This window comes from Nocardioides sp. R-C-SC26 (assembly GCF_021246465.1).
Taxonomy (GTDB): Bacteria; Actinomycetota; Actinomycetes; order Propionibacteriales; family Nocardioidaceae; genus Nocardioides.
Map to the genome: position 1 here is coordinate 348,295 of NZ_JAHRHK010000001.1, position 22,068 is coordinate 370,362.

Annotated in this window: 23 protein-coding genes; 21 read left to right on the forward strand and 2 right to left on the reverse strand. The window is 70.8% G+C overall.

The annotated features are described in order from the left end of the window. Positions 1-25 precede the first annotated feature (25 nt). From KSO97_RS01610 to KSO97_RS01620, 3 genes are read left to right on the forward strand one after another with little or no spacing between them, the layout of a single operon-like run. Positions 26-289, forward strand: coding sequence for a phosphoribosyl-ATP diphosphatase (locus KSO97_RS01610; protein WP_232676068.1), 264 nt, complete (start codon positions 26-28; stop codon positions 287-289). Between the two features lie 58 nt (positions 290-347). Beyond that, positions 348-1,193 (forward strand): ATP phosphoribosyltransferase, encoded by an 846-nt coding sequence (hisG, locus tag KSO97_RS01615; protein ID WP_232676116.1) that lies wholly within the window; start codon positions 348-350, stop codon positions 1,191-1,193. Positions 1,194-1,248: 55 nt separating this feature from the next. Continuing rightward, a complete protein-coding gene (locus tag KSO97_RS01620) occupies positions 1,249-1,671 on the forward strand; it encodes a PH domain-containing protein (RefSeq protein ID WP_232676069.1) in 423 nt (140 codons plus the stop codon). Between the two features lie 36 nt (positions 1,672-1,707). Here KSO97_RS01620 and KSO97_RS01625 read toward each other — a convergent pair whose 3' ends face one another. Continuing rightward, positions 1,708-2,280, reverse strand: coding sequence for a 4-amino-4-deoxy-L-arabinose transferase (locus tag KSO97_RS01625; RefSeq protein WP_232676071.1), 573 nt, complete (start codon positions 2,278-2,280; stop codon positions 1,708-1,710). Between the two features lie 81 nt (positions 2,281-2,361). Between KSO97_RS01625 and KSO97_RS01630 the strand changes: the two genes are divergently transcribed. The 5 genes from KSO97_RS01630 (at position 2,362) to KSO97_RS01650 (ending at position 5,461) form a co-directional block, all read left to right on the forward strand. Next, positions 2,362-2,889, forward strand: a complete 528-nt coding sequence (locus KSO97_RS01630) for an SseB family protein (RefSeq protein ID WP_232676072.1) — start codon at positions 2,362-2,364, stop codon at positions 2,887-2,889. A gap of 334 nt (positions 2,890-3,223) precedes the next feature. After that, a complete protein-coding gene (gene infC, locus KSO97_RS01635) occupies positions 3,224-3,922 on the forward strand; it encodes a translation initiation factor IF-3 (protein WP_374198429.1) in 699 nt (232 codons plus the stop codon). Positions 3,923-4,020: 98 nt separating this feature from the next. Continuing rightward, on the forward strand, positions 4,021-4,215 hold the full coding sequence (gene rpmI / locus KSO97_RS01640; RefSeq protein ID WP_232676074.1) for a 50S ribosomal protein L35: 195 nt from the start codon (positions 4,021-4,023) through the stop codon (positions 4,213-4,215). Positions 4,216-4,265: 50 nt separating this feature from the next. After that, positions 4,266-4,658, forward strand: coding sequence for a 50S ribosomal protein L20 (gene rplT, locus KSO97_RS01645; protein ID WP_232676076.1), 393 nt, complete (start codon positions 4,266-4,268; stop codon positions 4,656-4,658). Between the two features lie 17 nt (positions 4,659-4,675). Then, positions 4,676-5,461, forward strand: a complete 786-nt coding sequence (locus tag KSO97_RS01650) for an RNA methyltransferase (RefSeq protein ID WP_232676077.1) — start codon at positions 4,676-4,678, stop codon at positions 5,459-5,461. A gap of 40 nt (positions 5,462-5,501) precedes the next feature. On the opposite strand, the gene KSO97_RS01655 is transcribed toward KSO97_RS01650, so the two are convergent. Further along, positions 5,502-6,950 (reverse strand): hypothetical protein, encoded by a 1,449-nt coding sequence (locus KSO97_RS01655; protein ID WP_232676078.1) that lies wholly within the window; start codon positions 6,948-6,950, stop codon positions 5,502-5,504. A gap of 209 nt (positions 6,951-7,159) precedes the next feature. Between KSO97_RS01655 and KSO97_RS18120 the strand changes: the two genes are divergently transcribed. The 13 genes from KSO97_RS18120 (at position 7,160) to KSO97_RS01720 (ending at position 21,804) form a co-directional block, all read left to right on the forward strand. Beyond that, positions 7,160-8,266 carry an ATP-binding protein gene (locus KSO97_RS18120; RefSeq protein ID WP_232676079.1) on the forward strand — a complete coding sequence of 369 codons (1,107 nt, stop codon included), beginning with the start codon at positions 7,160-7,162 and terminating at the stop codon, positions 8,264-8,266. 79 nt (positions 8,267-8,345) lie between these two features. Then, complete coding sequence (pheS, locus tag KSO97_RS01665) at positions 8,346-9,443, forward strand: phenylalanine--tRNA ligase subunit alpha (RefSeq protein WP_232676080.1); 1,098 nt, start codon at positions 8,346-8,348, stop codon at positions 9,441-9,443. Further along, the gene (pheT, locus tag KSO97_RS01670; protein WP_232676081.1) at positions 9,443-11,944 is read left to right on the forward strand and encodes a phenylalanine--tRNA ligase subunit beta; all 2,502 of its coding nucleotides are present in this window, start codon (positions 9,443-9,445) and stop codon (positions 11,942-11,944) included. The genes pheS and pheT overlap by 1 nt, the downstream gene beginning before the upstream one ends. 46 nt (positions 11,945-11,990) lie before the next feature. Continuing rightward, the gene (gene argC, locus KSO97_RS01675; RefSeq protein ID WP_232676082.1) at positions 11,991-13,028 is read left to right on the forward strand and encodes an N-acetyl-gamma-glutamyl-phosphate reductase; all 1,038 of its coding nucleotides are present in this window, start codon (positions 11,991-11,993) and stop codon (positions 13,026-13,028) included. Beyond that, positions 13,025-13,468 carry an ACT domain-containing protein gene (locus tag KSO97_RS01680; RefSeq protein ID WP_232676083.1) on the forward strand — a complete coding sequence of 148 codons (444 nt, stop codon included), beginning with the start codon at positions 13,025-13,027 and terminating at the stop codon, positions 13,466-13,468. Before argC ends, KSO97_RS01680 begins: the two co-directional genes overlap by 4 nt. 35 nt (positions 13,469-13,503) lie before the next feature. Further along, entirely contained in the window at positions 13,504-14,655 is a 1,152-nt protein-coding gene (gene argJ, locus KSO97_RS01685) for a bifunctional glutamate N-acetyltransferase/amino-acid acetyltransferase ArgJ (RefSeq protein WP_232676084.1), read from the forward strand. Positions 14,656-14,663: 8 nt separating this feature from the next. Beyond that, the gene (argB, locus tag KSO97_RS01690) at positions 14,664-15,611 is read left to right on the forward strand and encodes an acetylglutamate kinase (RefSeq protein ID WP_232676086.1); all 948 of its coding nucleotides are present in this window, start codon (positions 14,664-14,666) and stop codon (positions 15,609-15,611) included. Beyond that, on the forward strand, positions 15,608-16,819 hold the full coding sequence (locus tag KSO97_RS01695) for an acetylornithine transaminase (protein WP_232676088.1): 1,212 nt from the start codon (positions 15,608-15,610) through the stop codon (positions 16,817-16,819). Before argB ends, KSO97_RS01695 begins: the two co-directional genes overlap by 4 nt. Beyond that, positions 16,816-17,760, forward strand: a complete 945-nt coding sequence (argF, locus tag KSO97_RS01700; RefSeq protein WP_232676090.1) for an ornithine carbamoyltransferase — start codon at positions 16,816-16,818, stop codon at positions 17,758-17,760. The genes KSO97_RS01695 and argF overlap by 4 nt, the downstream gene beginning before the upstream one ends. Positions 17,761-17,768: 8 nt before the next feature. After that, positions 17,769-18,296, forward strand: coding sequence for an arginine repressor (locus tag KSO97_RS01705; protein WP_232676120.1), 528 nt, complete (start codon positions 17,769-17,771; stop codon positions 18,294-18,296). Between the two features lie 49 nt (positions 18,297-18,345). Continuing rightward, the gene (gene argG, locus KSO97_RS01710) at positions 18,346-19,779 is read left to right on the forward strand and encodes an argininosuccinate synthase (RefSeq protein WP_232676091.1); all 1,434 of its coding nucleotides are present in this window, start codon (positions 18,346-18,348) and stop codon (positions 19,777-19,779) included. Continuing rightward, positions 19,779-21,203 (forward strand): argininosuccinate lyase, encoded by a 1,425-nt coding sequence (gene argH, locus KSO97_RS01715; protein WP_232676092.1) that lies wholly within the window; start codon positions 19,779-19,781, stop codon positions 21,201-21,203. The genes argG and argH overlap by 1 nt, the downstream gene beginning before the upstream one ends. Continuing rightward, a complete protein-coding gene (locus KSO97_RS01720; protein ID WP_232676093.1) occupies positions 21,187-21,804 on the forward strand; it encodes a DNA-3-methyladenine glycosylase in 618 nt (205 codons plus the stop codon). The genes argH and KSO97_RS01720 overlap by 17 nt, the downstream gene beginning before the upstream one ends. Positions 21,805-22,068 lie beyond the last annotated feature (264 nt).

Consider the following 22,068-nt stretch of genomic DNA (forward strand, 5'->3'; position numbering starts at 1 on the left):
ACTCCCAGCACTACCCTGGGTGCCCGTGAAGACGTTCGAGGCGCTGTGGGCAGAGCTGTCCGAGAAGGCGCGTCTACGGCCCGAGGGCTCCGGCACGGTCGCGGCGCTGGACGCCGGGGTCCATGCGATCGGCAAGAAGCTCCTGGAGGAGGCCGCCGAGTCGTGGATGGCCGCCGAGCACGAGGGCAAGGAGCGCACGGCGGAGGAGATCAGCCAGCTGCTGTACCACGCGCAGGTGCTCATGCTCGCCTCCGGACTCGACCTCGACGACGTCTACGCCCACCTCTGATCCCGCCGGATCGCTCTTCTGATCGGACCTTCCGATGACCACCCTTCCGACCGCCCCGATGCTGCGGATCGCTCTGCCCAACAAGGGATCCCTGGCACAGGCGGCCTCCGAGATCCTCCGCGAGTCCGGCTACCGGCAGCGAGAGGACTCCAAGCAGCTCGTGCTGTCCGACCCCGAGAACGGCGTCGAGTTCTTCTACCTGCGCCCGCGCGACATCGCCCTGTACGTGGGGGAGGGCACCCTCGACGTCGGGATCACCGGCCGTGACCTCCTCCACGACTCCGGTGCGACCGCAGCCGAGGTGCGCACGCTCGGCTTCGGGCGCAGCACCTTCTGGTTCGCCGGTCCGACGGGCCGCTTCTCCGATGTCACCGACCTCGAGGGTCAGCGCATCGCGACCTCCTACGTCGGCGTGGTCGAGGCCTACTTGCGCTCTCGCGGTGTCGAGGCGAGCGTCATCCGTCTCGACGGCGCCGTCGAGACCAGCATCCAGCTCGGCGTCGCGGACGCGATCGCCGATGTCGTCGAGACCGGCGCGACGCTGCGGCGGGCGGGCTTGGCGACCTTCGGAGAGCCGGTTCTCCAGAGCGAGGCGGTGCTCATCGCCCGCCCCGCCGTCGAGCTCCCGGACGCGTTCGAGGTGTTCAAGCGCCGCCTCGAGGGCGTCCTGGTCGCGCGCAGCTACGTGATGATGGACTACGACATCGCCGAGACCGACGTCGCCGCGGCGGTCGAGTTGACCCCCGGCATCGAGGGTCCCACCGTGTCGCCGCTGCGGCGTGAGGGCTGGGTCGCGGTCCGGGCGATGGTGCCGCGGGCAGGGGCCCAGCGACTGATGGACGAGCTCTACGACCTCGGTGCGCGCGGCATCCTGCTCACCGACATCCACGCCTGCCGCCTCTGACGCGACTGCGATCGGACCACCGATGACGCCCCAGCCCGGACAGTCAGGAGACACCGTGCCGCTTCCCCGCACATGGCGCCCGATCGGCCCCCGCATCGCCGGCATCGCCTCGGCTGCGGCACTGACGGTGATCATGGCGCTGCTCTGGTTCGGCTTCGACGACGAGACGCGAGCCGCCGTCACGCCGTTTCAGCGCGGCACGGTGATCGCGATGTTCGCGCTCGGCTTCTCCTGCCTCTATGCCATGGCGCGATCCCGGGTGGAGGCGCGCGAGGACGGGATCACCGTCGTCAACGGCTTCAGGCGTCGCGAGCTGGAGTGGCCGCAGGTCGTCGCCGCTCACCTAGGCCGGGGAGCGCCGTGGGCCACCCTCGACCTCGCGGACGGCACCACCCTCAGCGCGATGGGCATCCAGAGCTCCGACGGTGCGCGCGCCCGGACGGCGATCAGCGAGCTGCGCGCGCTGGTCGACCGCTGACCGGTCTGGAAGGGCCTCGCTGAGCTGACTCGAGCCTCAGGTGGGGGACAGGACGCCGTCGACGACGAGCAGGTCGGCGCGCTCGCGCACCCGGTGCTCGTCGAAGTACCGCTGTTCGTCGAGCATCCACTGCTGCCAGTACCGCCGCACGGACTCCCCGTCGCGGGCCAGGCCGCGCCGCTCCCGCTCGGATGCGTCGGTGAGCTCCACCCACACGAGCAGCGTGACGGCGTGCGCATGGCGCAGGCTGCCGCTCCCGACCCCTTCGAGCACCAGCCAGGGCGTCCGCGGCACCTCGACCACCTCCGCCAGCTGCTCCCTGTGCCAGTCGTAGCGGGTGTAGAACCCTGACGGCCGGCGCGGTTCGGCGGTGAAGGTGAGGATCAGGTCGTCGAGCGCGGCAGGCAGCGAGGCCAGGCCGGACCACCCGGGGAGCACGTCGTCGGTGTGGACGACGGTCACGTCGGCGTGGTCGCGGAGAGCGTGGGCCAGCGTCGTCTTCCCCGACGCGGCGGGGCCGTCGAGGCAGACGACACCGTGGGAGGCGCGCGCGTCCATCTGGGCACGCACGGAGCGCGCCGCCTCGGCGACGTCGGGGCCAGGGCTCATCTGGCCACCCTCCCAGAACCACCCGATCGTCGAACGATGCCGGACGTGCGCCCGCCCCGAGCACTTGGGATGATGGACCCCATGACTCGCCGTGACCTCCTCGCTCCGGCGTTCCCCGACGACACCGGCGAGATCGACCCGGCTCTGGAGTCCGCCCTCGCGGCGTACGCCGCCGCGCCGACCGACATCGATGGTTTCGGGGCCGTCCTGGACGCGCTCGGGCGCAGTCGCGTGCTGGTCCCGGTCATGGCCGTGCTCGGAGAGGTCGAGTACGACGAGCAGGGTCTGGCCCACGACAAGTCGAGCGACATGGCGGCAGTGCTGCTGGAAGGCGCCGACGGACGGCTCGCGCTGCTCGGCTTCACCAGCACCGAAGCGCTGTCGGCGTGGCGGCCCGACGCGCGCCCGGTGCCCGTCACGGCGGTCACGGCCGCCCTCGCTGCGGTCCAGGAGAAGGCTGCCGCGCTGGTGCTCGACGTCGGAGGGCCGGTGCCGTTCGTTGTGGAGGGAGAGCACCTGCGGGGACTGGCCGCGGGGTGGCAGGTGGCGAGGGTCGCCGGTGGCCTCGCCTGGGTGGGCACGGCGATTGGGCAGGACGGGGAATCCTGACGTAGCCTTCGGTGTTGACCGATCAGTGGGTTGACGTCCGCGCCGCCTCGGCAGTGCTGCTGATGCCCACCGATCTCACAAGCGGAGAAGGTTCGTCCTCTCCCACCCGCATCGATCGCCAGCTCCATCACAGATCGTCGGGTCCGGTCCATGAGGCTCTGGCCTCGTGCCTGTACGGGCGCGCCGACGGCGTGCACGCGGAGGTACGTGGTGGGTGGGCTGCATCGGCTTCCGCTTGTGACCAGCGGGAGCCGTTCGTCATTTGCGGCCCGGACGCCGGCCGCGCCGGTGTTCGAGGACGACGACGGGCAGACTCCGCCGCCCTTACCCCTGAATCACTGGAGGACACATCAGCACCGAGCTGCGCATCAACGAGCGGATCCGGGTTCCCGAGGTCCGACTCGTCGGTCCCAACGGAGAGACGGTCGGCATCGTGTCGACCGACCAGGCGCTCAAGCTGGCGCAGGAGGCCGACCTCGACCTCCTCGTGGTGGCCCCCCCGGCGCGCCCGCCCGTCTGCAAGCTCATGGACTACGGGAAGTTCAAGTACGAGAACGCCCAGAAGGCCCGTGAGGCGCGTCGCAATCAGACGAACGTGATCATCAAGGAGATGAAGCTTCGTCCCAAGATCGACGCGCACGACTACGAGACCAAGAAGGGTCACGTGGTCCGGTTCCTGCGCGCGGGCGACAAGGTGAAGATCACCATCATGTTCCGCGGTCGCGAACAGCACCGTCCCGAGTTGGGATTCCGGCTCCTGCAGCGCCTCGCCGAGGACGTCACCGAGCTCGGCTTCGTCGAGTCCTCGCCGAAGCAGGACGGCCGCAACATGGTGATGGTCCTCGGGCCGCACAAGAAGAAGGCCGAGGCCAAGGCCGACCATCTCGTCGAGAAGGCCGAGAAGGAAGCCGCGCGTGCGGCGCAGGCCGCCGACGAGCAGGCCGAGCGCGAGGCCGCGCACGCCGCTGGTCCGGTGGCTGCCAAGAAGGAGCGCCGTCGTTCGGAGAACCTCGACCCCGAGATCGAGGCCTGAGCATCGGGCTCTGAGCCCACACAACTTCGCGGGGTGACCCGCGGACGACGACCAGCCCGCCGTGCGCGGCAGGCTGCGACCAACCGAGGAGAGAAGACATGCCGAAGAACAAGAGCCACAGCGGTGCCGGCAAGCGGTTCCGGGTGACCGGTTCGGGCAAGATCCTGCGCGAGAAGGCCGGCAAGCGGCACAACCTGGAGAAGAAGCCCTCCAAGGTGACCCGCCGGATGAGCGGCACGACCGAGGTCGCGAAGGCCGACGTCCCGCGCGCGAAGAAGATGCTCGGCCGCTGAGGCCCTGCCCGCACCCACCTATCTGACGCACGACACGAAGGAGCACCACCATGGCACGCGTCAAGCGGGCAGTGAACGCCCAGAAGAAGCGCCGGACCACTCTCGAGCGCGCCAGCGGCTACCGCGGCCAGCGCTCGCGCCTGTACCGCAAGGCCAAGGAGCAGGTCACCCACTCCCTGGTCTACAGCTACAACGACCGCCGCAAGAACAAGGGCAACTTCCGTCGCCTGTGGATCCAGCGCATCAACGCCGCCGCGCGTGCGCAGGGGATCACCTACAACCGCTTCATCCAGGGCCTGAACCTGGCGGGTGTCGAGGTCGACCGCAAGATCCTCGCCGACCTCGCCGTCAACGACGTCGCTGCGTTCAACCACCTCGTCGAGGTCGCCAAGGCGGCCCTGCCGGACGACGTCAACGCGCCGCGCGAGTCCGCCGACGCCTGAGGCGCACAGGTCTCACCATGACGCCTCTGACCGCGGGCAACGCCCGCGTGAAGGAAGCGCGTCGGCTCAGCCGCCGCTCGGTTCGCTCCGAGCGGCGGCTGTTCCTTGCCGACGGCCCGAAGGCCGTCGAGGCGGCGCTCTCCCGGCCGGGCTGCGTCGTGGAGCTCTTCACGACTCCAACGGGCCTGGCGTTGCTGCCGCAGTCCGATGACGGCGACGGCGGGCCGCCGGTCCACCTCGTGGACGACCGCGCCATGGCCGCGCTCAGCGACGCCGTCTCACCGGCCGGGGTGGTCGCCGTCTGCCGCCACCTCGACCGTCCCGTCGACGCCGTTCTCGACGGCGCCAGCATGGTGGCGATCTGCGCCGAGGTGCGTGACCCGGGCAACGCAGGCACGATCATCCGCACTGCGGATGCGGCCGGGGCAGATGCCGTCGTTCTGGCCGGCGACGCCGTTGACCTGCACAACCCCAAGACCATCCGCGCGAGCGTAGGAAGCGCCTTCCACCTCCCGATCGCGCAGGAGCGCGACGTCGTCGCTGCCGTCGCCGCCGCACGTGCTGGGGGACTCACCGTGCTCGCCGCTGACGGCACCGGCGAGATCGACCTCTATCGCGTCGGTGAGATCGCCCCCGGCCCGGTGGCCTGGCTCTTCGGCAACGAGGCGTGGGGCCTCCCGGCCGAGACCGCGGCGTTGGCCGATCACCGCGTGCGGATCCCGATCCACGGCCGCGCCGAGAGCCTCAACCTCGCGACGGCCGCCGCGCTCTGCCTCTACGAGAGCGCCCGTTCGCGATCCTGACGACACCCGGCACGCAGGTGTGGCGATCCTCGTCGCGGAGTCACCAGCGGGTGCGCACGATGTCCAGCCGGCCGTCGCGGCGCCGCACCTCGAGCGCGATCGAGCGCCGGTCATCGCCCCTCAGCACGAACACGGTCGGCACGCTGTAGCCGTCGGAGCGCACCTCGGCGCAGGTGCCCCTCGGCAGCGCCAGCCGACGCACCGTCTGCCAACGACCCTCGCGCCACGTCTGCACCAGCCTCGGCCAGCCATCCGAGCGGCGGGCGTGCAGGCGCACGACGTCGGCGCCGTCGGCGGCGATGAAACCGCACCGCGACGACTCGACGACGTTCAACGTCCGCAGTCCGTCGGGGGAGGCGATCACGGTGCGCCCCGCCGCGGGCGCCGTCACGGTACGGGCGTCGGCCGAGATCGCGACCGGACGACGACCGGTAACCACGAGCTGCCAGGACGCGAGGTCGGGCGAGACGGCGGCATACGCCCGGGGGCCGCACCGCAGCGGGAGCAGCCCGACCCGCAGCGCGCGCTCGGTGAACGTCGCGCGCGCACGGCACCCGTCGCCGGGGAGCCTGGTGATCGCACGGGACCCGCTCCAGGCCTGGCGGTCGGTGTCGTACGTCTGGAGAGCCAAGGTGCCCGCGATCCCCCCGACCGCCGCCAGCGGGCGGCCGGGCACGTCCAGGAACGTCACGCCGGGGCGGGCGAACCCCGCGAGCCCCGGAGCGGATGAGGGCGGCCGTGCGGTGAGGACCCATCGAGCTCCGGGCGCCGTGCGACTGATCACGTACTGGGCCTCGCGTCCCCCGTAGGTTCCACCCGTGACGGTGTCCTGGTCGCGGTTGGACAGAGCGCCCTCGGTACAACCAGGGTCGACGCCGGACACGACCTGGCGGTTCCGGAGGCCCGTCGCGCCACGGGTGTAGGCGACGACGAGGCAGCGGTCTCTCCTCGACTCCGGTCCGATCACCGTGACACTGCCGTCGTCGGCGACCACGAGCGTCTCGCCTCCGCTGTCGAAGCGGTAGCCGGTGTCGGCGACCGGCGCGAATCCCTCGCCCGTGCTCCAGCGCACGTACTGCCCGTGACCCCCGGTCAGCCAGGCCGCTCGCGAACCATCGGCTGAGATGGCCGGAGCCTGGTAGGCCTCCCCGGGGAGCACCGTGCGCGCCCAGGAGCGTCCGTCGCGGCTCACCATTGCCACACTGTGGACGGGGGCCTGGTCCTCGTAGTACGGGGTGTCGCACTCGAGCAGGAGGGCGACACCGCCAGCGGACGCTCGCCCGTCGATCTCGCCGCACGTGACGCCGCGGCGCTGGTAGAGCACGGTCGGCGCGCTCCAGGCGGAGCCGGGCGGTTGGCGCTGGATCAACACTCGACGCGGGGTGTTGGCCCCGACGGCGATCCGCCCGCCGTCGGGGGTGGGGAAGACCTGCCGGGGGATCGCGGTGAATCGGACGGCTCCATCGGTGCGGACGGGGTCGTCGCTCACGGAGCTCACGGAAGACGGTGGGCTCCACGCACGTGCGGCGGGTGGGGCGACGATGGCCACCCCTGCGAGCAACGCGAAGGAGGTGGCGAATCCTGTGATGGCCCGAGACATCCCTCGATGATGCCCCGTCGTCACCCGGCTACACGGTCGGCCGCCGCGGACACCATCGGGCGAGCGGCCCCCGCGGTCGCGCGGCGTACGCTGCCGACGTGGCCGGCTGCGAACCCCAGGACGTGCTCGATGCCCTGCCCGACGGCGTGGTGCTGGCCGACGCCGACCAACGCGTCACGCACTGCTCCGCCGTCGCCGCTCGGATGCTCGGCACCGACACCGCCCATGCGGTCGGCCGTCCGCTGTCCGACGTGCTGCGCCTCCAGGACCAGGACGGCCGCGCGTGGATGCAGTGCAACGCCCCCTATGGCGGCCTGAGCACCCGTACGGGTATCACCGAGCAGTCCTGGCTGCTGCCCGACGGCACCGAGGTGCTGGTCGCCGCGCGCCTGACCCGACCTCGCCGCGCCGGCCCGGTCGCTGGCGTGGCCGTCGTACTGCGCTCGGGGCGGGGGCGGGCCCGGCTCGACCGCGAGCGATCCGATCTCGTGGCGACCGTGGCGCACGAGCTCCGCTCGCCGCTGACCGGGGTGAAGGGCTTCGTCCAGGCGATGCTCAACCGTTGGGACAAGCTCAACGACGAGCAGAAGAAGCTGATGCTCACCACCGTCGCGGCCGACTCCGACCGGCTCAGCCGGCTGATCGCCGAGCTGCTCGACGTCGCCCGCATCGACACCGGTCGGCTCCAGCTCTACCCGCGACCGGTCGACCCGCTCGTGCTGCTGGAGCGCGTGGTCGCTTCCGTCGGTGCCGGTACCCATCGCACCATCACGCTCGAGGCGGACCCGGCGACGGTGCCCCAGATCATGGCCGATCCCGACAAGTTCACCCAGGTGGTGACGAACCTGGTCGAGAACGCCGTGCGGCATGGCGACGGCGAGGTGCGCGTGGAGGTCGTCGCGGGGCAGTCGCACCAGCACGGGACCGTCACCGAGGGCCTGGGTGCCTCGGCGGAGGCAACGGCGGAGGCCGAGGGCATCCGGGTCCGTGTCACCGATGAGGGCGAGGGCATTCCGCCCGAGCTGCGCCGCCGTGTCTTCACCAAGTTCTGGACCGGGGGAGGGCGTGGTGGGTCGGGGCTGGGGCTCTACATCGTCAACGGTCTGGTCCGCGCCCACGGCGGAGCGGTCGAGATCGCCGACGCGCCCGGCGGCGGGGCGAGTCTGGCGTTCGACTGGCCCGGGGTGCCGACCGAGCTGCGCTGACGACGGGCCGACGACGGCACCGGTTCGCCGGTCAAGGGCCGCGACTCCGGTGGATCGATGGATCTCTAGACTCCACCCCATGTCCGGACCCAACACCGACTACGACCCCGTGGAGGTCACTCCACTCAAGGCCGAGGAGGTGGAGGCGGCTCGCGACGCCGCGATCGGCGCTATCAGCGCGGCGGCCGACCTCGAGCAGCTCAAGCAGGTCCGGATCGAGCACGCCGGCGACCGTTCGCCGCTGGCTCTGGCCAACCGCGAGATCGGCGCCCTGCCGCCTCAGGCGCGCAAGGAGGCCGGGCAGCGCATCGGGCAGGCGCGTGGTGCGGTCAACCAGGCGCTGGCGGCCCGACTCGCCGTCCTGGAGGTCGAGCACGAGGACCGGATGCTCGTCGAGGAGACCGTCGACGTCACGCGTCCGGTCGACCGCACCCCGCGTGGGTCGCGGCACCCGCTGACCCTGCAGTCCGAGCTGATCGCCGACCTCTTCGTCGCGATGGGGTGGGAGATCGCCGAAGGCCCGGTCGTCGAGGCCGAGTGGCTCAACTTCGACGCGCTCAATCTGGGTCCGGACCACCCGGCCCGCACCATGCAGGACACGTTCTGGGTCGAGCCGGCCGAGCACCACGTCGTGCTCCGCACCCAGACCTCACCGGTCCAGGCGCGCACCATGCTGACCCGCACTCCGCCGATCTACGTCGTCTGCCCGGGGCGGGTTTTCCGCACCGACGAGTACGACGCCACCCACAGCCCGATGTTCCACCAGGTCGAGGGTCTCGTTGTCGACCGCGGCATCTCGATGGCGCATCTGAAGGGCACGCTCGACCACTTCGCCGGTCAGCTCTTCGGTGAGGGGATCGACACCCGGTTCCGGCCCTCCTACTTCCCCTTCACCGAGCCGTCGGCCGAGGTCGACGTGCGTTGCTTCGTGTGTCGCGGGGTGGACGCCGACCAGTGCAGGACGTGCCGCGGCGAGGGCTGGATCGAGTGGGGCGGTTGCGGGGTGGTCAACCCGCGCGTGCTGGTCGCGTGCGGCGTCGATCCCGAGGAGTTCAGCGGGTTCGCCTTCGGCATGGGCATCGACCGGTCCTTCATGTTCCGGCACCAGCTGGGCGACCTGCGCCCGCTGTTCGAAGGTGACGTGCGGTTCAGCGCCGCGTTCGGAACGGAGATCTGATGAAGGCGCCGCTGTCCTGGATCCGCGAGTACGTCGAGGTCCCTGCCGAGGTGACGACCGACGAGCTCACGCGGCGGCTCACCCTCACCGGGCTCAAGCTCGAGGCCATCGAGCGTCCCGGAGACCAGATCACCGGCCCGCTTGTCGTCGGCCGGGTGCTGACCCAGGAGCCCGAACCGCAGAAGAACGGCAAGACGATCAACTGGTGCACCGTCGACGTCGGTGACGCCAACGGCACGGGGGAACCGCAGGGCATCGTCTGTGGCGCTCACAACTTCGGCCCCGGCGACCTCGTCGTCGTGGTCCTCCCCGGAGGTGTCCTGCCTGGCGGCTTCGCGATCTCCGAACGCAAGACCTACGGGCATCTCTCCGCGGGGATGATCTGCTCGGCGGCCGAGCTCGGCCTCTCCGGCGATCACGACGGCATCATCGTGCTGGCGCCGGGAGCCGCGGCGCCCGGCGCCGACGCGCGCCCTCTCCTCGGCCTGGACGAGGAGATCATCGAGTTCGAGGTCAACCCCGACCGTGCGTACGCCCTCTCCTTGCGCGGCATCGCTCGGGAGGTTCTCGTCTCCGTCGACGGCGCGACGTCGTTCCGTGATCCGGCGGTCCGCGAGGTGCCGCAGGCGAACGCCGAGGGACACCCCGTGCGGGTGGAGGACGCGACGGGCTGTCCCGTCTTCGTGGCGCGCACGGTACGTGGCTTCGACGCCACGGCTGCGTCGCCGGCGTTCATGGTGCGGCGGCTCACCGCGGCCGGGATGCGCTCGATCTCTCTCGCGGTGGATGTGACCAACTACGTCATGCTCGAGACGGGCCGCCCGATCCACGCCTACGACGGAGACAGGCTAGCCGGTCCGCTGGTGGTCCGGCGGGCCCGGACCGGTGAGCGCCTGACGACCCTCGACGACGTGGACCGCGAGCTGGACGCCGGCGATCTCGTCGTCACCGACGGCTCCGGTGTCATCGGCCTGGGCGGCGTCATGGGCGGGGCCTCGACCGAGATCAGCGAGACCACCACGAACGTCGTCGTCGAGGCGGCGCACTGGGATCCCGTCTCGATGTTCCGCACCGGGCGCCGTCACCGACTGACCTCGGAGGCCGGCAAGCGCAACGAGCGGGGGGTCGACCCGACCATCTGCGAGGCCGCGGCCGATCGGGTCGTCGAGCTGCTGATCGAGCACGGCGGCGGCGTGGCCGACCCCGGCGTCACCGTGGTCGGCACGCCGCCACCCATGCCCACGATCCGGCTCGCCACCGACCTGGCGGCCCGTGTCGCCGGTCTCCCGATCGACGCTGCGAGCGTGGTGGAGACGCTGCGCGCCGTCGGCTGCGAGGTCACCGAGGTCCCCGACGGCGATGCCGCCGGCCTCGACGTCGTGCCGCCGCCGTGGCGCGCCGACATCACCGACCCGCAGGACCTCACCGAGGAGGTCGTCCGGCTCGTCGGCTACGACCGGGTGCCCTCGGTGCTGCCGACGCCGCCGTCGGGTCGCGGCCTGACGCGCGCGCAGCGATTGCGTCGTCGCATCGGCCGCACGATGGCCGGCGCCGGCTACGTGGAGGTCGTGACCTTCCCGTTCGTCGGGGTCGACTCCCTCGATGCGCTCGGCATTCCAGCCGACGACCCGCGCCGCGATGTCCTGGTGCTGAGCAACCCCCTCAGCGCCGAGGCGCCCGCGATGACCACCACGCTGCTCCCGGCACTCCTCCGCACCGCGTCGCGGAACGTGGGACACGGCCAGGCCTCGTGCGCGATCTTCGAAGCCGCCACCGTGACGCTGCCGCGGGGTGGCGACGGCGCGCCGATCCTGCCGGTCGACCGACGTCCTACCGACGCGGAGCTCGACTCGCTGATGAAGGCGTTGCCTGCACAACCGCTGCACCTGGGGATCGTCGCGGTCGGCGAGGCGGAGCACTCGGGTTGGTGGGGCCAGGGGCGGGCGGTCGACTGGACCGACGCGGTCGCAGCCGTCGACGGCGTCGCGGAGGCGCTCGGCCTGAGGCTCGATCGTCGCGCGGTGACCCGCGCTCCGTGGCACCCCGGGCGCTGTGCCGAGCTGGTGCTGGGCGATGTCGTGGTGGGCCATGCCGGTGAGCTGCACCCGAAGGTCTGCGCCGAGCTCGGCCTGCCGTCGCGGGCCGTGGCTGCCGAGGTCGACCTCGACGTGCTGATCGACCATGCCGTCGACCTGCGCGTCGCGCCCTCGTTCTCCACCCAGCCGGTCGCGAAGGAGGACGTGGCGCTCGTCGTCGCTGCCTCGGTTCCTGCCTCCGACGTCGAGCACGCGCTGCGCGAGGGAGCGGGCGACCTGCTGGAGTCGATCCGGCTCTTCGACGTCTACACCGGAGAGCAGGTCGGGGACGGCAGGGTCTCTCTCGCCTTCGCGCTCCGGTTCCGTGCGCCGGACCGGACGCTGACCGAGGACGAGATCGCCGCCGCACGCGATGCGGCAGTCGCGGCGGCAGGCGAACGCACCGGGGCGGTCCGACGCTCCTGACTGCGATACCCCGATTCTGCATCATCATGCAAGAACCTGTATGTTCATGCGCATGACGACGACGTCAGTGGCGGTGGCCGGAGCGAGCGGGTACGCCGGTGGTGAGGTGCTGCGCCTGCTGCTGGCCCATCCGGAGGTGCGCATCGGCGCCCTGACCGGCGGCTCGAATGCCGGTCAGACGCTCGGGGCCCTCCAGCCCCACCTGGTGCCGCTCGCCGACCGCGTCCTTGAGCCCACCACGATGGAGGTGCTTGCAGGACACGACGTCGTCTTCCTGGGACTCCCGCACGGCCAGTCCGCCCAGATCGCCGAGCAGCTCGGGGACGACGCGGTCGTCATCGACTGCGGCGCCGACTTCCGGCTGCGCGACGCGGCGGCGTGGGAGCAGTTCTACGGCGGCACGCACGCCGGCACCTGGCCCTACGGGCTGCCCGAGCTGCCCGGGCATCGCGACCTGCTCCGCGGCGCGCGTCGAGTCGCCGTCCCGGGCTGCTACCCGACGATCTCCTCGGTCACGCTGGCGCCGGCCATCGCGGGCGGTCTGGTCGAACCGGACGTCGTCGTGGTCGCGGCCTCGGGCACCAGCGGTGCGGGCAAGGCGCTCAAGGCGAACCTTCTCGGCAGCGAGGTGATGGGCAACGCCAGCGCCTACGGCGTCGGGGGAGTGCACCGACACACGCCCGAGATCATGCAGAACCTCGGCCCGCTGGCCGGCACTCCGGTCAGCGTCAGCTTCACCCCGATGCTCGTGCCGATGGCGCGGGGCATCCTCGCGACCTGCTCGGCCCCGTTGGCCCGCGACCTCTCCGCCGAGGAGGCCCACGACGCGTTCGTGCGGTTCTACGCCGACGAGCAGTTCGTCCACGTCCTGCCGACCGGGCAATGGCCCCAGACACAGTCGGTGCTCGGGTCGAACGCCATCCACCTGCAGGTCACCGTCGACGCCGCCGCTCGACGGCTGGTCGCGGTCGGCGCCATCGACAACCTGGCGAAGGGCACCGGCGGTGCCGCGGTGCAATGTATGAACCTCGCACTGGGGTTGGACGAGGCCCTCGGCCTCTCGACGATCGGAGTCGCGCCATGAGCGAGCCCACCGGTACGCCTGCCGAGAGCCCCGCTGAGGGCTCGGCACCCTCGTGGACCCTGCACCAGTTTCCGGAGAAGCTCGCCGTCGTCCGCCTCCCCGCAGGAGCGGAGATCCCGACCTGGGCCGAGTCTTCGTCGATCTTCTCCATCACCGCGACAGCGACCGAGACCTCGCTGGTCTGCGCGGGGCGCTCGGTGCCCACCAAGGCCCGGGCCATCCGGGGCCTGACGGCCTTCCAGATCGCCGGCACGATCCCGTGGGAGCAGGCCGGAGTACTGGCGGGAATCCTGGCGCCGCTGGCGGAGGAGGGCATCAGTGCCTTCACCCTCTCGACGTTCGACACCGACTGGATCCTGGTGCCCCAACAGCATGCGGAGCGCGCGGCGCAGGCCTGGCGACGAGCGGGGCAGGCCGTCGAGCCTGCGCCCATCGCCTAGTCACGGCCTCAGAGCCACGCCCGAGAGGAACCCCCATGAGCATCACCGCCCCTGCCGGCTTCGTCGCCGCAGGAGTCGCCTGCGGACTCAAGTCCACTGGCGCCGCCGACCTCGCGCTGGTCGTCAACCAAGGCCCCACCTTCGACTCCGCCAGCGTCTTCACCAGCAACCGCTGCAAGGCCAACCCGGTGCTGTGGAGCCAGGAGGTCGTCAAGGACGGCGTCGTGCGCGCCGTCGTCCTGAACTCGGGCGGGGCCAACTGCTACACCGGTCCCGAGGGCTTCCAGACCACGCACGCGGTCGCCGAGAAGGTCGCTGACGTCCTCGGCATCGGCGCACTCGACGTCGTGGTGTGCTCGACGGGGCTGATCGGCCTGACGAACCCGCGCCAGAACCTGCTCGACGGCGTGGTGACCGCCCACGCCGGACTCAGTGCCGACGGCGGACCGGCCGCCGCGAGCGCGATCATGACGACCGACACCGTCAGCAAGCAGGCGGTCGTCGAAGGCGCGGGGTGGAGCATCGGCGGGATGGCCAAGGGCGCGGGCATGCTCGCCCCGCAACTGGCCACCATGCTGGTGGTGATCACCACCGACGCCGTCGTGCCGGCCGCTGATCTCGACGGCGCGCTCCGTGCGGCCACGCGGGTCAGCTTCGACCGGCTCGACTCCGACGGATGCATGTCGACCAACGACACGGTCACGGTGATGGCCAGCGGGGCCAGCGGCATCACGCCGTCGCTCGCCGACTTCACCGACGCACTGAGTCAGCTGTGCACCGACCTCGCGATGCAGCTGCTGCGCGATGCGGAGGGTGCCGACCACGAGATCGCGATCTCGGTGGTGAACGCCGCCAGCGAGGACGACGCCGTCGAGGTCGGCCGCAGCGTGGCGCGCAGCAACCTCTTCAAGGCCGCCGTCTTCGGCAAGGACCCGAACTGGGGTCGGGTGCTCGCGTCGGTGGGCACCACCGCGGCAGCGTTCGACCCCGCCGACCTCGACGTCGCGATGAACGGTGTCTGGGTCTGCCGCAACTCCACGCCGTCCGCCGATCCGTCGACCGTCGACCTCGCGCCGCGCGAGGTCACTGTCACCATCGACCTCAAGGCCGGCTCGGAGCGAGCCACGGTCTGGACCAACGACCTCACCCACGCCTACGTCCACGAGAACAGCGCCTATTCCTCATGAGCGATTCCATGAAGTCTGTCAACGACTCCAGCGTCGGCGGCGAGTTCGACACCGCCAAGCCCGACCAGGCCAAGGCCCGCACGCTGGCCGCCGCACTCCCGTGGCTGAAGCAGTACCACGGCAAGATCGTGGTGGTGAAGTACGGCGGCAACGCCATGACCGACGACGCTCTCAAGCGCGCCTTCGCCGAGGACATCGCGTTCCTGCGCTTCGCCGGTTTCAAACCGGTCGTCGTGCACGGGGGCGGCCCGCAGATCTCCGCGATGCTCGACCAGCTCGGCATCGAGTCGGAGTTCCGGGGCGGACTCCGCGTGACCACCCCGGAGGCGATGGAGGTCGTCCGGATGGTGCTGGTCGGCAAGGTCCAGCGTGAACTCGTCGGGCTGATCAACGAGCACGGACCGCTCGCCGTCGGACTGTCGGGCGAGGACGCCGGACTGTTCACCGCGACGCCCACCAACACCGTCGTCGACGGCGAGGAGGTCGACCTCGGGCTGGTCGGCGAGGTCACCAGCGTGCGCCCGGAGTCGGTTCTCGACCTGATCGAGGCCGGGCGCATCCCCGTGGTCTCCAGCGTCGCCCCCGATGTCGACGGCCTGGTGCACAACGTCAACGCCGACTCCGCCGCGGCCTCGCTCGCCGTCGCGCTGGGGGCCGAGAAGCTGCTCGTGCTCACCGACGTCGAGGGGCTCTTCCTCGACTGGCCGGCCAGCCAGGACGTCGTCGGAGAGATCAGCCCCGAGTCGTTGGAGGAGATGCTGCCCACCCTGGCCAGCGGCATGGTGCCGAAGATGGGCGCCTGCCTGCAGGCGGTCCGCGCCGGGGTTCCGCGGGCCACCGTGGTCGACGGCCGCGAACCGCACGCCGTCCTGCTGGAGCTCTTCACCAAGGAGGGTGTCGGCACGCAGGTGCTGCCGGGCGTCGAGACCAAGACCCGGAAGGCTCGGGACTCGTGAGCGCGGGCCCTGCCACCACGTCGTATCTCGACCGGTACGAGGCGGCCGTGATGAACACCTTCGGCCGGCCCAAGCTCGTCCTGGAGCGCGGCGAGGGGATCCGCGTCTGGGACGTCGACGGCCGCGAGTACGTCGACTTCCTCGGCGGCATCGCCGTCAACACGCTGGGCCACGCGCACCCCGCACTGGTGGCTGCGGTGACCGATCAGCTCGCGACGCTCGGCCACGTCTCCAACTTCTTCACCACCCGACCGCAGGTCGAGCTGGCCGAGCGGCTGCTGACCGTGATGACGCCCCCCGAGGTCGACGCGCGGGTGTTCTTCTGCAACTCCGGGGCCGAAGCCAACGAGGCGGCGCTCAAGATCACCCGGCGTACCGGTCGCACGCACATCGTCGCCATGGAGGACGCGTTCCACGGGCGGACGTTCGGCAGCCTCTCCCTGACCTCGAAGGCCGCTTACCGCGAGCCCTTCGAGCCTCTGCCCGGCGAGGTCACTTGGGTTCCCTACGGAGACGTCGACGCTGTCGCAGCGGCGGTCACCGAGGCGACCGCCGCGGTCGTGATCGAGCCGCTCCAGGGCGAGGCCGGTGTGAACGTGGCTTCTGCGGAGTTCCTGACGGCGGTACGCACGGTCACCACCGAGCGGGGCGCACTGCTCTGGTTCGACGAGGTGCAGAGCGGGATGGGTCGTACCGGCCACTGGTTGGCGAGCCACCCCTCGGGCGTCGTCCCCGACATCGTGACCCTCGCCAAGGGACTCGCCGGCGGTGTGCCGATCGGCGCGTGCCTCGGTCTCGGAGCAGCGGCGGCCCTGCTGCAACCCGGTCAGCACGGCACGACCTTCGGTGGGAACCCGGTGGCCTGCGCCGCGGCGCTCGCCGTCATCGACACCATCGAGACCGACGGCCTGATCGAGCGCGCCGTGCTCGCGGGTGGGCGGCTCCGGGCCGGCATCGCGCAGGATGATCGAGTCGTCGAGGTCCGTGGGGAAGGCGTCCTGGTCGGGCTGACTCTCGAGGGCGTCGAGGCGCCGCGCGTGGTCGCGGCCGCGCAGGACGCCGGATGGATCATCAACGCGACCGGACCGGACCGGATCCGGTTCGCGCCGCCCCTCATCGTGAGCGACACCGACATCGACGAGCTGGTGCAGGCGTGGCCCGGCATCCTCGACGCTGCGGTGGCCATGGCCGCGGAGAGTGCCTCGTGATCCGGCACTTCCTGCGCGACGACGACCTGACGCCGGCCGAGCAGGCGCACGTCCTCGACCTGGCCCAGGCGATCAAGGCCGAGCCGTTCGCTCGCCGTCCGCTCGCCGGGCCGCGGTCGGTCGCGATGATCTTCGACAAGCCGACGCTGCGTACCCAGGTCTCCTTCGGTGCCGGCATCGCCGAGTTGGGCGGCAGCCCGATGCTCGTCGAGGGCCGCCTGGCCGGCATCGGCGTGCGCGAGTCGGTCGAGGACGTCGCGCGCGTGCTCGGCCGCCAGGTCGCGGTGGTCGTGTGGCGCACCTTCTTCCAGTCCGACCTCGACACGATGGCCGCCCACGTCGGTGTCCCGGTCGTGAACGCGCTGACCGACGACTTCCACCCCTGTCAGCTGATCGCCGATCTGCTCACCGTGCGCGAGCACCTGGGCCGCCTCGCCGGAGTGACGGTCGCCTTCCTCGGCGACGGCGCCTGCAACATGGGCAACTCCTGGCTGCTGGCCGGCACGACGGCAGGCATGCACGTGCGCGTGAGCGGTCCGCAGGGCTACGTGCCGAGCGATGCGATGTTCGAACGGGCCGGCGAGATCGCGGCCGGCACGGGTGGGTCGGCGCAGGCGTTCGCCGACCCTGTCGAAGCCGTCACCGGCGCTGACGTCGTCGTCACCGACACCTGGATCTCGATGGGCAAGGAGGCCGAGGAGGCCGAACGCATCGCGGTGTTCGGCGGGTACGCGCTCACGTCGGAGCTGATGGCGCACGCCGCCCCGGGTGCCATCGCGATGCACTGCCTGCCCGCCTACCGCGGCAAGGAGATAGCCGCAGACGTCATCGACGGGCCTCAGTCGGTCGTGTGGGACGAGGCGGAGAACCGCCGACACGCGCAGAAGGCCGTGATCGCGTTCCTGCTCGCGCAGAGTGGTTCCCCCGAGGCGGGGGAGTGAGCACGCGGATGGCGAGCATGGTCCCGACGACGAAGAGCGCGCGCCATCAGCGCATCGTCGACCTCGTGACCACGCACGAGGTCCACTCCCAGACCGAGCTGGCCGACCTCCTGGCCGGCGAGGGCCTGCGAGTCACCCAGGCCACGCTCTCGCGTGATCTGGTGGAGTTGGACGCGCTCAAGGTGCGATCGTCATCGGGCTCGCTGGTCTACGCCGTGCCAGGAGAGGGCGGCGACCGTCGACTGGCCGCGCCGAGTGAGACCGCCGCGGCGTTGGCGCGTCTGACCAGACTCTGCGGAGAGCTGCTCGTCAGTGCCGACGCCAGCGCGAACCTCGTGGTGCTGCGTACCCCTCCCGGTGCCGCCCAGTACCTCGCGTCGGCCGTCGACAAGGCGGAGCTGCCCGACGTCCTCGGCACGATCGCCGGCGACGACACCGTGCTGTTGATCGGCCGTGATCCGCTGGGCGGTGACGCCCTGGCGCGACGACTGCTCGCGCTGGCCGACAGCCCGCCCGCACCGCCGGTCGACCACTGAACTCTCCACCACCGACCCACCCCTCCCTGATCAGAAGAAGGAACATCCGTTGAGCAAGGTCCTCACCTCCCTGCCCGTCGGCGAGCGCGTCGGCATCGCCTTCTCCGGCGGCCTCGACACCTCCGTGGCCGTCGCCTGGATGCGCGAGAAGGGTGCGGTGCCGTGCACCTACACCGCCGACATCGGTCAGTACGACGAGCCGGACATCGCCGGCGTGCCCGGGCGCGCGATGCAGTACGGCGCGGAGCTCGCACGCCACGTCGACTGCAAGCCCCAGTTGGTGGAGGAGGGGCTGGCCGCCCTCGCATGCGGCGCGTTCCACATCCGCTCCGCCGGGCGGTCCTACTTCAACACCACGCCTCTGGGGCGAGCGGTCACCGGCACGCTCCTCGTGCGGGCCATGCACGAGGACGGCGTCGAGATCTGGGGCGACGGCTCGACCTTCAAGGGCAACGACATCGAGCGGTTCTACCGCTACGGGCTGCTGGCGAACCCGAACCTGCGTATCTACAAGCCGTGGCTCGACGCCGACTTCGTCACCGAGCTGGGCGGCCGCGCCGAGATGAGCCAGTGGCTCACCGAGCGCGACCTGCCCTATCGCGACAGCCAGGAGAAGGCCTACTCCACCGACGCCAACATCTGGGGTGCGACGCACGAGGCCAAGACGCTGGAGCACCTCGACGTCTCCCTGGAGACCGTCGAGCCCATCATGGGCGTGAAGTTCTGGGATCCCTCCGTCGACATCGCCGCGGAGGACGTCACCATCGCCTTCGAGCGTGGACGTCCGGTCGCGATCGATGGACGTCGCTTCGGCGACGCCGTCGCCCTGGTCCACGAGGCCAACACGATCGGTGGGCGTCACGGTCTCGGCATGTCCGACCAGATCGAGAACCGGATCATCGAGGCCAAGTCCCGCGGCATCTACGAGGCGCCCGGTATGGCGTTGCTGTGGATCGCCTACGAGCGGCTGCTGAATGCGATCCACAACGAGGACACCGTGGCCAGCTACCACGCGGAGGGCCGGCGTCTGGGTCGGCTGCTCTACGAGGGTCGGTGGCTGGACCCGCAGGCGTTGATGCTGCGGGAGTCGATCCAGCGGTGGATCGCCTCGGTCGTCACCGGCGAGGTGACGATCCGCCTGCGTCGAGGCGAGGACTACACGGTGCTGCGTACCGACGGCCCGGACTTCAGCTACCACCCGGACAAGCTCTCGATGGAGCGCACCGAGTCGGCGGCGTTCGGGCCCACCGACCGCATCGGCCAGCTGACGATGCGCAACCTGGACATCGCGGACTCACGTGCCAAGCTCGAGCTCTACGCCGCACAGCCGATCGAGCAGGGTCAGGTGCTCGTCGAGAACGGCACGCTCTTCGGCGAGATCGAACAGGGTGGTGGCGAGGTGATCGCCAACAACCCGGCCGTCGACGAGGACCTCACCGACGACGCGCTCGACGCGGCGGCGATGGAGTTCGGGAGCGACTGATGGCGGGGGAGTCCACGACCAACACCGGCAAACTGTGGGGTGGCCGTTTCGCGGGCGGCCCCTCGCCCGAGCTCGAGGCGCTGTCCCGCTCGACGCACTTCGACTGGCGACTCACGCCCTATGACCTCGCGGGATCGCGGGCGCACGCCAACGCGCTGCACCGAGCGGGACTGCTGACCGACGCCGAGCATGCGGAGCTGCTGCGCGGGCTCGACACTCTCGGGGAGCGCTTCGCCGCCGGCGACCTGCGGCCCGACGCCGGCGACGAGGACGTGCACGGTGCGCTCGAGCGACTGCTGCTGCTCGAGGTGGGTGCGGATGTCGGTGGGCGACTGCGCGCCGGACGTTCGCGCAATGACCAGATCGCGACCCTCTTTCGGATGTACCTGCGTGATCACGCCCGACTCGTCGGCGCCGCGGTGCTGGATCTCGTCGAGGCGTTGGCCGAGCAGGCCGCGGCCCAGGGCGACGCGGTCATGCCCGGACGCACCCACCTGCAGCACGCACAACCGGTGCTGCTCGCACATCACCTGCTCGCCCATGTGCAGCCTCTGCTGCGCGACGTCAGTCGCCTCCTCGACTGGGATGCGCGGGTCGCGAGCGACTCGCCCTACGGCTCGGGTGCCCTCGCCGGTCAGACCCTGGGCCTCGACCCGACGTCGGTCGCGGTCGAGCTGGGCTTCTCGGGCTCGAGTGCGAACTCGATCGATGGCACCTCGGCTCGCGACTTCGTCGCCGAGTTCGCGTTCGTCTGCGCGCAGATCGGGGTGGACGTCTCACGCCTGGCAGAGGAGGTGATCCTCTGGACGACCTACGAGTTCGGGTTCGCGCGCCTGCACGACTCCTGGTCGACGGGGTCGAGCATCATGCCGCAGAAGAAGAACCCCGACATCGCCGAGCTGGCGCGCGGAAAGGCGGGTCGCCTGATCGGCAATCTCTCCGGCCTGATGGCCACATTGAAGGCGCTGCCGCTGGCCTACAACCGTGACCTCCAGGAGGACAAGGAGCCGGTCTTCGACTCCGTCGATACCCTGGAGGTGCTGCTCCCTGCCTTCACCGGCATGGTCGCGACACTCACCTTCGACCGGGATCGCATGGCTGCGCTCGCGCCGCAGGGCTTCTCGCTCGCGACCGACATCGCCGAGTGGCTGGTGCGGGAGGGCGTGCCGTTCCGCATTGCGCACGAAGTGGCTGGGGCCTGCGTACAGCAGTGCGAGCAGCGGGGCATCGAGCTGCACGAGCTCGGTGACGACGACTTCGCGGCGATCTCACCGCATCTGACACCCGCAGTTCGCGACGTGCTCACGGTCGCGGGGTCGGTCGCCGCGCGGAACGGTCGAGGTGGCACTGCTCCCGAGCGCGTCGCCGAGCAGCTCGACGACGTCCGTTCGGAGATGGCGCTGCTTCGTGGGCGGCTGGCCTGAACTCCGCGGCGCCGCCGCGTCGGCAGCGCCGCAGCTGCTCGGCGCGGTGCTCCGCAAGGGTGACGTCTCGGTCCGGATCACCGAGGTCGAGGCCTATCAGGGGACGAGCGACCCCGCCTCGCACGCGGCGTTGGGCCCGACGCCGCGCAACGCGCCGATGTTCGGTCCGCCCGGGCGGCTCTACGTCTATCTGAGCTACGGGATGCACCATTGCGCGAACATCGTGACCGGTCCCGAGGGTGAGGGAGGCGGCGTGCTGCTGCGCGCGGGTGAGGTGGTCGAGGGCATCGACGTCGCTCGCTCGCGACGGCGGCCGGACATCCCTGCGCATCTGCTCGCGCGTGGGCCGGGCAACCTCGGACGTGCGCTCGGCATCGAGCTCGACGACGCCGGCTCCGCGCTGGATCGACCCCCCTTCGCCCTCGCTCTTGCGACGACGCGCGTGAGGTACTGCAGCGGTCCGCGGGTCGGAGTGCGCCTGGCCGCGGACCGGCCGTGGCGGTTCTGGCTGCCGGATGAGCCATCGGTCTCTGCCTACCGTCGCCACCCCCGAGCGGGTGAGGGGACCCCCGATTTGGCGTCCGGACGGGTAGTGCCCTAACGTTCTATCTCGCGGCCCACACCGGGCGGGAACACCAGGCGACATCGGCTCGAACATCCAGAGTTGACCGGCCTGAGATCGCCCGGTAAGGTTTCGCAGGTTGCCCCAGCGGCGGTCGGACCAAAGGCTCCGGTACCGCGCTGAGTGCGTCTGATGTTTGAGAACTCAACAGTGTGTCATAGTCGACGGAATTAGTTTGTATGCCCTGTCTTTTTGATTGGGTTTGTTTTTTTCGGCAATGATTCTGGCAAATGCTTTTTTGTC

Excerpts from the sequence above, each read along its gene's own strand:
- KSO97_RS01630 (WP_232676072.1), top strand. The coding sequence starts at position 2,362 with ATGACTCGCCGTGACCTCCTCGCTCCGGCGTTCCCCGACGACACCGGC.
- pheT (WP_232676081.1), top strand. The coding sequence starts at position 9,443 with ATGAAGGCGCCGCTGTCCTGGATCCGCGAGTACGTCGAGGTCCCTGCC.
- pheS (WP_232676080.1), top strand. The coding sequence starts at position 8,346 with ATGTCCGGACCCAACACCGACTACGACCCCGTGGAGGTCACTCCACTC.
- hisG (WP_232676116.1), top strand. The coding sequence starts at position 348 with ATGCTGCGGATCGCTCTGCCCAACAAGGGATCCCTGGCACAGGCGGCC.
- argH (WP_232676092.1), top strand. The coding sequence starts at position 19,779 with ATGGCGGGGGAGTCCACGACCAACACCGGCAAACTGTGGGGTGGCCGT.
- KSO97_RS01650 (WP_232676077.1), top strand. The coding sequence starts at position 4,676 with ATGACGCCTCTGACCGCGGGCAACGCCCGCGTGAAGGAAGCGCGTCGG.
- KSO97_RS01625 (WP_232676071.1), bottom strand. The coding sequence starts at position 2,280 with ATGAGCCCTGGCCCCGACGTCGCCGAGGCGGCGCGCTCCGTGCGTGCC.
- rpmI (WP_232676074.1), top strand. The coding sequence starts at position 4,021 with ATGCCGAAGAACAAGAGCCACAGCGGTGCCGGCAAGCGGTTCCGGGTG.
- argC (WP_232676082.1), top strand. The coding sequence starts at position 11,991 with ATGCGCATGACGACGACGTCAGTGGCGGTGGCCGGAGCGAGCGGGTAC.
- argB (WP_232676086.1), top strand. The coding sequence starts at position 14,664 with ATGAAGTCTGTCAACGACTCCAGCGTCGGCGGCGAGTTCGACACCGCC.
- KSO97_RS01680 (WP_232676083.1), top strand. The coding sequence starts at position 13,025 with ATGAGCGAGCCCACCGGTACGCCTGCCGAGAGCCCCGCTGAGGGCTCG.
- KSO97_RS01705 (WP_232676120.1), top strand. The coding sequence starts at position 17,769 with ATGGCGAGCATGGTCCCGACGACGAAGAGCGCGCGCCATCAGCGCATC.
- argJ (WP_232676084.1), top strand. The coding sequence starts at position 13,504 with ATGAGCATCACCGCCCCTGCCGGCTTCGTCGCCGCAGGAGTCGCCTGC.
- rplT (WP_232676076.1), top strand. The coding sequence starts at position 4,266 with ATGGCACGCGTCAAGCGGGCAGTGAACGCCCAGAAGAAGCGCCGGACC.